Here is a 14062-nt window from a genome sequence, read left to right on the forward strand (position 1 = left end):
ACATAGTATTATTGCTTATATATCCTATTTTTATGAGGCTTAAACCTCATCATTATAGTAAAAGATGTTGAATTATATCCAATTTATAGGAAATATTTTATTTTTTTAAGAATATAGCGAATACCGGCAAATAGCTAACCCATTTACGGTATGAGGTATGTTTTTAAAAAATTAAAAGCTAATGGATAAATTGAACATAATTCAACTTCTTTTACTATGGGACTGTTAACAAAATAGCTTTAATTGATAATTAAATAGGTTTTTTAGCGAAAATTAATAAGATTTTTGCCGGAATAGTTATTCATATTTCAAAAAAATCTTATAATTTGCAGCAAAAAAGATTTTAATTAGCTTTAAAATTATTTTGTTAACAGTCCCATAAATATAGCTAATCTTATAAACTTCAAAAATCTGTAAGTTATAGGAACAATTTAGTAATAAAGAAGTTCATTTTAGTTGAGTTACAACATGGAAAATACTACAGAAGAACAAATAATAATATCTGAATTCAAAAATGATGAAGAGATAGATGAAGAAGAGAAAAGATTAAAAGCAGAAGATTCACGAAAACAACTTAAAGCAATACTAATAACATTTGGTATTATTTTGACCGGTTTTTTAACTTTTACTTATTTCTTTTTTAATTACATAGAAGAAAAAGCGGAAGAATACAAACAACAGCAACAACAAGAAATTCAAAAAACTAATAAGAGTTGAATATTAGATTACCACAATTCTCCTTTAATTATGGTCTTGTTACATGGATACTATATCATTCCAGCAAGGCATTGTTGCGTGGATACCACCCCGTCATTACGAGCGACTGCAGACCTTGTTGCATGGCTCGGCCTCGCTTTGTCATCCCGTGATTTATTCACGGGATCCAGTTAAAAATACTAATAATCTTAGTATTTTTAATTGTTTTACTGGATACCGTGGACAAGCCACGGTATGACACCGAGCGGGTTTTTTGAGCCATGCAACAAGACCGGAAATTGCTTAGCAATTGACGAAGCAATCCAGTAAAAAATTCTGTAAATCAGAATTTTTTACTGGATTGCTTCGTCAATTACTTACGTAATTTCCTTGCAACAACTATTTTTATACTGCCTTAAGTTTAGATTGCTTGAAATTAGTTTTATCAAAATCATAGATAAAATCTTTGATAATAGGTACTATAAACTGTTTAAATTTACTTCCGCTAAATACCCCGTAATGCCCTGCCCCTTTTTGTAAATGGTATCTTTTCATTGATTCAGGTATATTTGAACAAAGTTTTAAAGCAGCTTTTGTTTGCCCTACCGCTGCAATATCATCTAATTCCCCTTCAATACCAAGTAAAGCACATTTAGTAATATGTTTTAAATTAATCGGACGCTTCTCAGAAACTAATTTACCTCTTGCTAATGAAAATTGTTGGAATACTTCATCTATAGTTTGTAAGTAAAACTCTGCCGGCATATCCATACCTGCTAAATACTCATCATAAAATTTAATAGTATGATCGGCTTTTTTATAATCAGAATTTAATAAACTTTGCCATAATTCTAAATGTGAATCTATATGACGAAATAAGTTTAAACTCATAAAGCCGGCAAGTTGGAGGAAGCCGGGATATACTTTTCTTCCATGACCGGGATAGTTTGGCGGCACCTGCATTGTAACCATTTTGCAGAACCATTCTAAACTTTTACTTTGAGCAAATTCATTAACTGCCGTGGGGTTTTTTCTAGCATCAATAGGTCCGCCCATCAAAATCATCGAACTCGGCACATTCGGGCTATTACTCTCCGACATTAAGCTAATGGCGGCAAGCAGTGGAACAGTAGGTTGGCAAACTGCCATAGTGTGAACATTCGGTCCTATAAAATTGATAAACTCCATTACGTAATCAATATAATCATCCATATCAAAATGCCCGGCTTCAAGCGGCACGAAACTTGCTTCCGTCCAATCCGTAATATAAATATCGGTATACGGTAATAATTCTTGTACGGTTGATCTAAGTAAAGTAGCGTGATGCCCCGCCATGGGTGCTACTATTAATAATTTAGGTAATTCTTTTTTAAAACCTATTTTCTGAAAATGCCTTAGTTCACAAAAAGGCTTTTTTAGTATAACTTTTTCATTAATGTTATAGGTTTTATTATCAATAATTGTTTCAAGAATATTAAATTCGGGTTTTTCATATTTTCTAGTCATGCGTTCACAAAGCGTTAAATAAGAATGCATAATTCTTGCAAACCCATTATCCTCTAGAGACTCATGTTCATACGCCTCTTTCAGGATTTTTATACCTAAATGTATTGGAGCAATTTGTGCTCTAAGCCCCTCTAACATATAATATGTATAATTAGTACTTAAATCACAGTTCATCATAATTTATCCCCAAATCTAAAAATAATTAATATAATCATTTAGTTTAACATCAAAAATTTCTTTAGTAACATTAATTTTAGGGTTCACAACTTAAATTTTTATAAATGCGTGATAATAATGGTCTATGAGACTGTTAACAAAATAGCTTTAATATAAATAATATTTATTTTTTCTTCTTGTTTTGATTAGGAATTTTATTTACGTGGTCATTAATATTAAACCAAGTACTATCATTTACTTTCTGTTTTTTATAGAATGTATCAATATTATTTATATAATTTTCAAAATCTTTATTCTCTTCTGCTAACCTATTAGCCATATTCCAATCTATTTCCGGTCTTTCTCTAGCAGGAATTGATATTTTACTATCTTCAGGATTTTCTATATCTACTAAAATAAATCCTATACCATGCCTAGTACATAGCATTTCAAGTTCATGCCTGGTATCATTTTGTCTACTTTCAATTAAATCAGCAGCAACTAAATAGCCATAATGTGCCCATGAGGAATTTGATAAAGCCTGAAAAAAATATTCTCGTAAATTACTACGGTTGATTTTTGTTTTTGCTTCAAAAGACCAAAGTCGTGCTTGTTTTCCTGCATAATATTTAGCACAATCTTTAATTAGTAATCCCCATTTTTCATTAAGAACCTCCATACCTACCCAATCTGGATGTAACCACTTATTACCTTTAGTTCCTTGTTTATTTGAAGAAAAATTATGCTTAATAGGCATATTATGAATCTTCAATTTGTTTTGAAGATATAATGCAAGTGTATCACATACTTGCTCTTCGGTTATTTTATCTTCTTTATTTGCATTTATTTTAGGTTCTGTGGCTTGTTCATTATTGACATAGTAATCAGGGTTTTGCGAATAATAAAATTTTAGCTTAGGTTTTAGCTCCATTCTAATATTAGGTTCTTGTCTTCGTTCAGCAGAAAGCTTACTACTACTAATTTCCCCTGCATAAATTCCTATAATTTCCTTATCTTTTTCTTCTTGAGTCTTTGCTTCTAACAATCTCTTATTTGTACTTGCATTTGCTTTGAGTCTTGCTTCTTCAATGTGATTTTCTACAAGCCATTTTGCTATGCTATAAGGAGTAAATTTCTGCCCTTCATTTTCTTTTAAAAAACTAATGATAGCATTTTTGCGATCAAATTCCATATTAAATATACTAATAATTGAAACACTATAAAATATACCTGTTATTTTAAAAATTTCAACTTTAAATTATCAATCTTGATGATTTTATAAAGTATTATTTACATATTTTTCAAATTTAGAAAATAATATTTTAAAGTTACGAGTAGTAATATTTGCTACTTCTTTTGAGGTGATATTTTTGAGTTCGGCAACTTTCTCGACAACATATCTAACGAAAGCCGGTTCGTTTTGTTTGCCTCGCATAGGCGTAGGTGCTAAATAAGGAGTGTCGGTTTCAATCAATAATCTATCAAGCGGTACATATTTGACTATTTCTTGTAAATCAGTAGCATTCTTGAAAGTTATAATCCCTGACATCGAGATATATAAACCGATATCCAGCATTTTTGTTGCTAGATTTTTTGATGAGGTAAAACAATGGATTAGCCCGGGAAATTTACTATTACGCATTTCCGAGGTTAAGATATCTATTGTATCTTCGTCGGCTTCTCTTGTATGAACTATAATAGGGATATTAGTAGCGGCTGCAGCATGTATATGTGCTACAAACGAATCTTTTTGTAATTTTTTATCGTAAGGCTCGTGATAATAATCAAGCCCCGTTTCACCGATTCCGATAATTTTAGGGTGCTTAGTAAGCTTAATAATTACCTCAGCGTCTGAGCTCGGAAAGACGTAGTCTTGACGTGGCAATCTTTTCCAAGCTTCCTGAGATTGCCACAGCACTTGCAGTGCTTCGCAATGACTAATAGAAGAATTCACTTCACACGGATGCACTCCAACACTTGCAAAAACATTTTCATATTTTTCGGCTATTTCTAAAACAATAGGAAAATCTTCAAGCTTAGTACAGATAGTTTGCATATACTGCACATTATTTTCTAACGCTCTTTGAATGACGGAATCTAAATCCGTATCTTTAGTAAGTAAATTAAGATGACAATGTGAATCTATTAGCATATTATACTCTTAGTCAATGTGTCATACTGTGGAAAATCGTCATTGCGAGAAGAATTACGTAGTAATTCGACGAAGCAAGGAAGAAAAAAAATTCTGTAAATCAGAGTTTTTTTATTATTTTTTCTGGATTGCCACGTCTCTTCGCTCCTCGCAATGACGATTAGGTATCCATACAACAACGCCGGCTTGTCCACGGTATAACACATTATTCAAATCTTGGAAATATTATGGTAGGTTCTAAAATATCGCTACCCGCCCTTAAAGCATAATCACGTCCTAAATGCTTAAATAAACGCTCTTCTTTATTTACACCTAACTGATCAAGCATTTTATTTGCTGAATTCGGTATAAAAGGCAGAAGCATTATCGCAATATAGCGTAACACCTCTAGTAAAGTGTATAACACTTCTAGCATTTTATCCGGATCGGTTTTTTTCAAATTCCACGGTGCTTCACTATCAATATAGATATTTGCCTCTTCGGCTAAATTAATAATATTTTCAAGAATTTTATTAATCTCAGTTTTTTCCATCAATAAAATATTCTGCTCAGCAAATTTACTTGCGGTTTTTAAAATCGGTAGCTCATATATTTTATCTATAACATCTTGCGTAAGTAGCGGCACTTTGCCGTCATTATTCTTATACACAAAAGCTGTAGTACGCTGTAATAAATTACCTATCTTGTTTGATAGCTCGCTATTAATCCGGGTAATTAAATTACTACGAGCAAAATTACCGTCCGCACCAAAAGTTACTTCACGTATTAAAAAATACCTAACTTGATCAACACCGAATTCATCAATTAACTCAATTGGATCAATGGTATTACCAAGAGATTTAGAGATTTTCTGCCCCTCATTCGTCCACCAGCCATGAGCCATAATTGTTTTCGGCAGCGGAACTTCGGCAGCCATTAAGAAAGCCGGCCAATAAACCGCATGAAAACGTAAGATATCTTTACCGACTACATGCAAATCAGCCGGCCAAAATTTACCGTAATTACTTTGCTTGTCAGGATAACCGAGTGCCGAAATATAATTAGCAAGTGCATCAAGCCAAACATAAATCACGTGTTTTTCGTTATTCGGTACTTTTATACCCCAGTTAAAAGTAGTACGCGATACTGATAAATCTTTTAAACCTGATTTAACAAAGCTAATTACTTCGTTACGCCTTGATATAGGTCTGATAAAATCAGGATTTGCTTCATAAAACTCAAGCAATTTATCTTGCCATTTTGAAAGATTAAAGAAATAGCTTGGCTCTTTAACCCATTTAACAGGGGCACCTGTCGGTGCTAAACCGTCACTTGTAAGTTCCGACTCATCATAAAAAGCCTCATCTCGCACTGCATACCAGCCCTCATAAAATCCTTCATAAATAGTACCGTTATCTAGTAATTTCTGCCAAAAAATAGCGACTGCTTCTTTATGCCTGTTCTCTGTTGTTCTGATAAAATCATCATTGGAAATATTCATAGCATTCATCAGATGACGAAAACTTTCGGATGTCTGATCGGTAAATTTTTGTGGGTCGATATTTTTATTGATAGCTGCTTTTTCTACTTTCTGGCCGTGTTCGTCAGTCCCAGTTAAAAATATAACATCGAAACCTCGAAGTCGCATAAAACGAGCGATTACATCACTTGCAACGCTAGTATAAGCATGACCTATATGGGGAACATCGTTAACATAATATATAGGAGTCGTAACGTAGTAAGTGTTATTCATAAATGTTTTTTTATTAACTCATGTACTTCAACTGGACTTAAATCTGAAGCTTTAATTGTTTTTATTCTCTCAGGAAATCTATTACTTAATTCTTTAAAGCAATCATAGATTTTTTTATAAAAATCTATACCTCTTATGTCAAATTTATTACTCATATTTCGTGAATTAACTCTCTTAATAGCAGTATCCGGCTCTACGTCAATAAAAAACGTAATATCCGGCATAAGAGACGGCATTAAAGTTTTGTGCAGATTATAAACTAAATCTATACCGTTTTCTAGCTCTAATCCTTGATAACATGCAGTTGAATCAATAAACCTATCGCATATTACAATATATCCCTCTTGCAGAGCGGGCATAATCTTCCGTACCATATGATCATAACGTGCTGCCATAGCTTGTAATAGCTCGGACATGGGTAATAATTCTTCATGTACTAGAATTTCACGCATTTTTTCGGCTACAATAGTACCACCGACTTCACGAGTTAAAATAACGGGAGTATTTTGAGATTTTAAATATTCATAGAGCATTTGAGATTGAGTAGATTTGCCTATCCCTTCCCCTCCCTCAAATGTAATAAACTTTCCTTGTTTCAAATTATTCATTAATTACAATTACTTTAAGCTATAACTTTATAATCATATCTCTTAAAAAATTATTTACAAGGAAGATTACATACTTATATACTGCTGGTATTTCAAGAATTGAATTTTATTTTGATAGGCGAGTGAGCACAGCGTACACTATAATAGTACGTGAGCATCACGAGTCCTTGATAAAATGAAAGAACAATTCTTGAAAGATAAGTAGTATAATCCATTATAAATTTTAAATTATTAATAGATGAACAATTCATTAAGCAAAAGAGATATTTCTATCCTAATCGGTAATGCGATGGATCATTTTGATACCGCACTTTATGGGTTTCTTGCTCCGCTACTTGCTGGTATCTTCTTTCCGAATCATGATAAAATTGTCGCCTTAATACTTACTTATAGCGTTCTTGCCACCTCTTTATTTACACGTCCCATAGGCTCTTATTTTTTTGGCGTAATTGCTAAAAAATACGGCGGGATTTTTGCTTTATCTCATTCTCTAATCGGGGTTGCTTTAAGCACTGCTCTAATTGGTTTAATACCTTCACATGCACAAATAGGCTGGCTTGCACCGCTATTATTAGTTGTGCTTAAGACGTTGCAAGGAGTATATTCCGAGGGAGAATGTACTATTGCTAAATTATATATTCTAGAGAATAAAACCGAAACAAAAGCGTTTAAAGCTTCTTACCTTTATCAAACCTCTACTATGGTCGGTATTATTCTTGCTTCATTTATCAGCACTATAGTTTTAAATATAGAGTATAATGAATATTGGCGGTTATGTTTTATATTTGGTGGGGTTACAGCACTGATAGGTTACTTTTTAAGGAAAAGCAAGGATTACACATCATTGCGAACAACTAAAAGGAGCGTGGCAATCTCAGGAATTTTGTCTAAGATTGCTTCGTCAAAACTTACAGTTTATTCTTGCAATGACATAGCATCGTCACTATTATCCGACCTAACAACAATCTGGCATAACAAGCTAAATATCACACGAGTTATTTTTGTATCAGGTTTTTGGTATTTAACTTATATGATACCATTTGTATTGATGAATAGCTTTATTCCTCTTATTACTGATATATCTTTAGAAACAATGATGATTTTTAATACCGAGCTTACAATTTTTGATACATTTTTGATCCCAATAATTGGATATTTAACTAAAAAATTTCATTATCTTAAAATACTAAATGGTACTCTTATTTTAACGATTTTAACCATACTTCCTCTATGGTTCTTTTTAAATAATTCGTCTATATGGTATGTTAATTTTGTACGTATTTGGATCATAATACTCGGAGTTACTTTTTCAGTACCGTTAAATTGTTGGCTAAATGATTTATTTAAAACTGACTATAAATATATGCTAGTAGGTGTCGGGAATAGTATAGGTTCTTCACTAATTGGACGCCTTACCCCGTCAATCTGCCTAATGCTTTGGCATGTAACCGGCAGCTCTTTATCAATTGCGGTTTATATAACTGTAATCTCGATGATAACTTTATGGGCTGTTAGGGCGGGACGTTAATGAGATACCGCTTCTAAGTAAGCATCAGGAGTTACTCCTATAATGTCTGTTAGTTCTTTATAGCAATCCTCATTTACAAGTCTACAAAACTTAGGTACTTTATAAGATTCACAACCTGCTCTAATGTGTCCGGCGTACTCGATATCCATATAATTATTACGGATAATATGTATATATTCTTTAAATGCAGATTTATCTTTAGTGCCGTATTTGTCTGCTACTTTATCAAATATCATGCTATTCACATCTTCACGATTATAAACTTTCTGACTATTATACTCACTGCTACTCCAAAACTTTTTAGAATCAGTATACAAGCGATATTTCTCCCCTCTTGAAACCAAAGGGTCAGTAAATTTTTCTATAAAACACAAAAAATATGCTGAATAATAAAATTCTGCTGTTGGGTCTTTTATTAATGCTGCAAAAGATTTTTTATAAGTATTGTTTCTTAACATAGTTCATATCCTTTTTATTATTTAGAGTAATTGTACTAATAAAAAGTTAAAAAGTAAACTATTTTTTAATAAAATACTAAACTTAAAAGCAGTCCAACGTAATTATTAGCTCTGAACCTTGTCATGCAATTAACAGGTTCTTCAATGTCAAGAGTTACTACCTGCAATATCAGTAAAATTAAAGCAGCTAAAATAGGTAAATAGTCGATATTACATTTAGCTATATTTGTTGCTAGGATAAATAGCAATATAAATCCTATATACAACACATACAGCCAAAACTTATAATGCTTGTTCTCTAAATATATGCTTAAAGATTTCACTCCTATTTTCTTATCGTCTTTTATATCCATATATCCGTAAATCGTATCATAGCCGGTTGCCCAAAAACAGCATGCTAAATACATAATAATTGCTGCTAAATCAATTTTATCCTGAACTGCCGCATATGCTATTAACGCTCCTAATTTAAAGGTAACACCCAAAAAGATTTGCGGGAAGTAGGTAATACGTTTCATTAATGGGTATGTGCTAATCATTATTACCGCAAAAAAACCCGTATATACGGCTGTTTTACTTAAAAGCAGCAAAATACAAAGTGAGATAATGCTAAGAATTAAGAGTATAAAAACAGCATAAGAAATAGATAAAGCACCACTTGCTAAAGGTCGACCTTTAGTCCTTGCTACATACTTATCAAATTTTCTATCAAATATATCGTTAATAATACATCCACTACTCCTTGCAGTTATGCTACCTAGAATAAATAACGGCAATAAATGAGCTAATTCCGTGTTAGAAGGATTTGCAAGCAATAATCCAAATAAAGCAGGGAAAAAAACCAGCAAATAAGCTACCGGCTTATCCGCACGCATTAATTTTAAGGTAAGTAAAAGTTTGTTTGATGTCATTAATATTAAACTTTAAATTTAAATAAATGTAGCTATTTTATATGAATTAAGATAAAATACGCTGCAAGATAAAGCTACTAAATATTTTATGGTCAAAAAATTAAAGCATGATTCATTAGTAAAAACAGTAATGAGTGATCCAGTAGCAGCACAAGAATTTCTAGAATATTATTTACCTGATGATTTTAAGAACTTAGTAGATTTATCAAAAATAGTAGTAGAACAAGAAAGCTATATAGAGGAATCTTTAAACAAAAAATATAGTGATATAATATATAAAATTAGTACTAAGAGTAAAGAAGAAGCATTTGTATATGTGTTAATAGAAGCCCAATCAACAATTGATTATTGGACGGCTTTGCGGTTATGGAAATATACCTTATTGTTATGTGAAAGACATAAAAAAGGAAGAAGTAAATTACCGCTAGTTTATAATTTAGTTATTTACAATGGAAAAGAAGTTTATAATGCTCCAAGAAATTTGTGGAGTTTATTTACTGATAGTGTGATGGCAAAGAAATTAATGATGGAAGATTATCAGTTAGTCGATTTGCAAGCTATGTCAGATGATGAAATCGTCAAGAAAAAACATTTAGGTATGCTAGAATATATGATGAAGCATATCCATATGCGGGATATGATAAAACTATGGGAAAAGTTTTTAACAGAGTTTAAACATATTATAATACTAGATAAGGAAAGAGGTTATATTTACCTAAGATCATTCTTATGGTATACTAATGCAAAATTATCAAAACAAAAACAACCAGAATTAGTAGAAGTATTTACTAAGCATTTATCATCTAAAGATAAGGATACTATTATGAAAACTATCGCTGACACATATAGAGATGAAGGAAGACAAGAAGGTATACAAGAAGGCATTCAAGAAGCCAGAGGTGAATATAATAACTCAGTGAGTATAGCAAAAAGCATGTTTGCTCAGGGTTTTGAGATTCCTATTATTGCCAAAACTACCGGTTTTAAAGAAACTTTTATTCGTTCAATTGTAAAAAATTAATTAATCGTGCAAGCACCACTTGCACAAATTCTAAATCTCCAAATCATATCAATAGTAATAGCTCTATTGTCATAATCATATATAACCTTTATAATAAGATTCTTGAATCAACTATAAAATCTATGAAAGAATTTCCAAAAAATTACAATTTTACCGAAAATGAAAAAAAACGGCAGCAAATTTGGCAAGAGAAACAAATTTATGCTTATGATCCAAATATTTCAAAAGAAAACACTTATATAGTGGACACTCCGCCGCCGACTGTTTCAGGACAGCTACATATCGGGCATGTTTACAGCTATACGCAAACGGATTTTATCGTACGCTTTCAGCGTATGATGGGTAAGAATATCTTTTATCCTATGGGTTTTGACGATAACGGACTACCAACCGAAAGGCTTGTTGAAAAGCAGAAGCAGATCAAAGCTTATAATATGGGGAGAGATGAGTTTATAAAAATTTGTGAAGAGGTAGTAGCAAGTGAAGAAGAGAAATTTAGAAGCCTATTTAACCAAATAGCTTTATCGGTTGATTGGAGTTTAGAGTACCAAACTATCAGTCCGTTATCACGAAAAATATCACAAATGTCTTTTCTTGATTTAGTTAAGAAAGGCGAAATTTATCGTAATGATCAACCAATTTTATGGGATTCGGTAGATGGTACAGCTCTTGCCCAAGCTGATATTGAGGACAAGGAAAAAACCTCGTTCATGAATTATATAACTTTTAAAACCGAACAAGGATACCCGCTTACTATAGCAACTACAAGACCTGAATTATTGCCTGCTTGCGTAGCCGTATTCTATCACCCTGATGACAAGCGTTATAAGCATCTAGCAGGTAAATCAGCTATAACTCCGCTTTTTAATGGGAAAGTTCCGCTACTTGCCGATCCTTTAGTACAACAAGATAAAGGGACGGGACTGGTAATGTGCTGTACGTTTGGTGATCAAACGGATATTACTTGGTGGAAGACGCATAATTTACCTTTAAAAACTATTATTACTAAAAAGGGTACGATAGATTTCTCTCATGATATTGCTATAGACGGATTAAAAATTAAAGAAGCTCGAGCAAAAATAATAGATATTTTAAAAGAGCAAGAATTGCTTACTAAGCAAGAAGAGATAACTCATACCGTTAAATGTGCCGAGAGGTCAGGTGCACCTCTTGAGATATTAACCGTACCGCAATGGTTCGTTAAAACGATATCACATAAAGAAGCTCTACTTAAAAGAGCAAGTGAGTTAAACTGGCGTCCTAACAATATGAAAATTCGTTTAGAGAATTGGATTAATGCCATTAGCTGGGATTGGTGTATTAGTAGGCAGCGTTATTTTGGCGTACCCTTCCCTGTTTGGTACTCTAAAAGAGTAGGTGAAGAAGGAAAGATTTTATATGCCGATATTTCGCAGCTACCTGTCGATCCGTTAAAAGATTTACCTATTGGTTATAGTAAGGAGGAAGTAGAACCTGATTTTGATGTTATGGATACTTGGGCAACAAGCTCCGTTTCTCCTCAACTTTCCACTCATGGCATTTCTGATGATTTTGCTGTTAATAAAGATAGACATGATAAATTATTTCCGATGGATTTAAGACCTCAAGCACATGAAATTATTAGAACTTGGGCATTCTATACTATCTTAAAAGCTCATTTACACCAAAATACTCTACCGTGGAAAAATATCATGGTAAGCGGTTGGTGTTTAGCTGAAGATCGAAGCAAAATGTCAAAATCCAAAGGCAATGTTTTAGTTCCTGAAAAGCTGCTAGAACAATACGGTTCTGACGTGATACGTTATTGGTCGGCAAATTCAAAGCTAGGTGCTGATACTGCCTATTCTGAAGACGTTATGAAAAACGGCAAACGACTAGTCAATAAGCTTTGGAATGCTGCTAAATTTGTTTCTATACATTTTGAGAAATTAAAAGAGGAAGATAAACAAGCAAAGCTTTTAGATGTTAAAGAAAAAATCACTAACGAGTTTGATCAGTGGATGATTAATAAGCTAGTGGCGTTGGTTAAGCTAGCCACAAATGAGTTACAAAACTACGAATATGCAAATGCCATGCATCTGACGGAAAAATTCTTTTGGGCGATATTTTGTGATAATTATTTAGAAATAAGTAAAACAAGAAGCTATGACGAGGAGAGTAAAAATCCTAGCGGACAATATAGTAGCATATTAACTTTATATCATGTGATGCAAACTTTACTGAAACTATTTGCACCGTTCATGCCGCATATTACTGAAGAGTTATATCAGATATTATATAGTGAAAATTCTGTACACGAAAAAGGTAATTGGGTTAATTACGGTGACTTAAACTATAAAATCGACGCAAAAGGAGCAGAAGGACTGCTTGAAATCCTAGATATCGTCAGAAAATTCAAAGCTGAGAAAAATCTTTCTATTAAAGCTCCGATAAAATTGCTTGAAGTTAGCGGCATAGAATTATCTGCAGAATTAATAGAAGATTTAAAAAACGTCACATCGGCAGAAGAAATACAATTTGAGGACCAAGGTGATAAAATTAAAGTCAATGTTATCCTTTAAAAATATTATAGGCTTAATATTAATTATATTTGCCGGTATATTTTTTTATGCTTATATATTAGAACATGACTGGCGATATGTAACCTTAAGTGACGAACAAGTAAAAAAATATAGAATTAGCGAGGAAAAAGCTATTGCCCTTTATCAGTTAATGAAAGACACTCATGAGCTACTTGGTAAGAATAATATTAATTATTGGATAGAAGGCGGCACTCTGCTTGGAGCTGTTAGACATCAAGGTATAATTCCTTTTGACGATGATTTAGATATAGGGATAATGCACGAAGAAGAAATACACTTGCAGCAAATATTACCGCAATTTGAGCAACTCGGTTATACTGTTTCCTACGAGAGAGCTTATAATATATGCAAAAAAGCTTGTTTAGATATTTTTATTTTTCATAAAGAACAAAACAAATTTATATATACTAATTTAGCAGCTCGAGATAAGTATCCGAAGAGTTCATTTTATGATAATGAATTATATCCTTTAAAAAAATATAGATTCGGTAGTATAGAGGTTTATGGTCCCGCTGATCCTATAGGAAATCTAAATAGGCAATATCCAGAATGGGATAAGTATGCAGTGATAGAGCATTCCCATAGCTTACATTTACCTTTTTTATCGAATATCGAGAAAAAAACCAAATTTATACTAACGCAGGAATTGTTAAAACCGGCTCAGCCACTCGAACCACTAGAGGATAGAGTAACTTTTTAAAAAATATTATAT

12 protein-coding genes are annotated in these 14062 nt (G+C 32.6%); 5 read left to right on the plus strand and 7 right to left on the minus strand.

Annotated elements, in window-relative coordinates; translation table 11 throughout:
- Positions 1–468 precede the first annotated feature (468 nt).
- Positions 469–717: an RP671a family tick cell line-upregulated protein gene (locus H6P87_RS05590; RefSeq protein WP_202068999.1), complete on the plus strand. Its 249-nt coding sequence runs from the start codon at positions 469–471 to the stop codon at positions 715–717.
- A 384-nt stretch (positions 718–1101) separates the two neighbouring features.
- Here the strand turns inward: H6P87_RS05590 and H6P87_RS05595 are convergent, their stop codons facing one another.
- The 5 genes from H6P87_RS05595 to tmk all read right to left on the minus strand — a co-directional run bounded on the left by H6P87_RS05595 (position 1102) and on the right by tmk (position 6850).
- On the minus strand, positions 1102–2379 hold the full coding sequence (locus tag H6P87_RS05595; protein WP_202069001.1) for a polyhydroxyalkanoate depolymerase: 1278 nt from the start codon (positions 2377–2379) through the stop codon (positions 1102–1104).
- A 163-nt stretch (positions 2380–2542) separates the two neighbouring features.
- The gene (locus H6P87_RS05600) at positions 2543–3550 is read right to left on the minus strand and encodes a hypothetical protein (RefSeq protein WP_202070174.1); all 1008 of its coding nucleotides are present in this window, start codon (positions 3548–3550) and stop codon (positions 2543–2545) included.
- An 84-nt stretch (positions 3551–3634) separates the two neighbouring features.
- The gene (locus tag H6P87_RS05605) at positions 3635–4510 is read right to left on the minus strand and encodes a TatD family hydrolase (RefSeq protein WP_202069003.1); all 876 of its coding nucleotides are present in this window, start codon (positions 4508–4510) and stop codon (positions 3635–3637) included.
- 205 nt (positions 4511–4715) lie between these two features.
- Positions 4716–6242: a methionine--tRNA ligase gene (metG, locus tag H6P87_RS05610; RefSeq protein ID WP_202069004.1), complete on the minus strand. Its 1527-nt coding sequence runs from the start codon at positions 6240–6242 to the stop codon at positions 4716–4718.
- On the minus strand, positions 6239–6850 hold the full coding sequence (tmk, locus tag H6P87_RS05615; RefSeq protein WP_202069006.1) for a dTMP kinase: 612 nt from the start codon (positions 6848–6850) through the stop codon (positions 6239–6241). The genes metG and tmk overlap by 4 nt, the downstream gene beginning before the upstream one ends.
- Before the next feature lie 238 nt (positions 6851–7088).
- Between tmk and H6P87_RS05620 the strand changes: the two genes are divergently transcribed.
- Positions 7089–8378, plus strand: a complete 1290-nt coding sequence (locus H6P87_RS05620) for an MFS transporter (RefSeq protein ID WP_202069008.1) — start codon at positions 7089–7091, stop codon at positions 8376–8378.
- Here the strand turns inward: H6P87_RS05620 and H6P87_RS05625 are convergent.
- Entirely contained in the window at positions 8375–8836 is a 462-nt protein-coding gene (locus H6P87_RS05625) for a hypothetical protein (RefSeq protein WP_202069010.1), read from the minus strand. The genes H6P87_RS05620 and H6P87_RS05625 overlap by 4 nt on opposite strands.
- Positions 8837–8901: 65 nt before the next feature.
- Positions 8902–9747 carry a 4-hydroxybenzoate octaprenyltransferase gene (gene ubiA / locus H6P87_RS05630; protein WP_202069012.1) on the minus strand — a complete coding sequence of 282 codons (846 nt, stop codon included), beginning with the start codon at positions 9745–9747 and terminating at the stop codon, positions 8902–8904.
- Between the two features lie 88 nt (positions 9748–9835).
- Here ubiA and H6P87_RS05635 point away from each other — a divergent pair, with 88 nt between their 5' ends.
- The 3 genes from H6P87_RS05635 to H6P87_RS05645 all read left to right on the plus strand — a co-directional run bounded on the left by H6P87_RS05635 (position 9836) and on the right by H6P87_RS05645 (position 14050).
- Complete coding sequence (locus H6P87_RS05635) at positions 9836–10768, plus strand: Rpn family recombination-promoting nuclease/putative transposase (RefSeq protein WP_202069014.1); 933 nt, start codon at positions 9836–9838, stop codon at positions 10766–10768.
- A gap of 122 nt (positions 10769–10890) precedes the next feature.
- Entirely contained in the window at positions 10891–13329 is a 2439-nt protein-coding gene (locus tag H6P87_RS05640; RefSeq protein WP_202069015.1) for a valine--tRNA ligase, read from the plus strand.
- The gene (locus tag H6P87_RS05645; protein ID WP_202069016.1) at positions 13298–14050 is read left to right on the plus strand and encodes a LicD family protein; all 753 of its coding nucleotides are present in this window, start codon (positions 13298–13300) and stop codon (positions 14048–14050) included. Before H6P87_RS05640 ends, H6P87_RS05645 begins: the two co-directional genes overlap by 32 nt.
- Positions 14051–14062: the final 12 nt, after the last annotated feature.

It is taken from the genome of Rickettsia tillamookensis, assembly GCF_016743795.2.
In the GTDB taxonomy this organism is placed as follows: Bacteria; Pseudomonadota; Alphaproteobacteria; order Rickettsiales; family Rickettsiaceae; genus Rickettsia; species Rickettsia tillamookensis.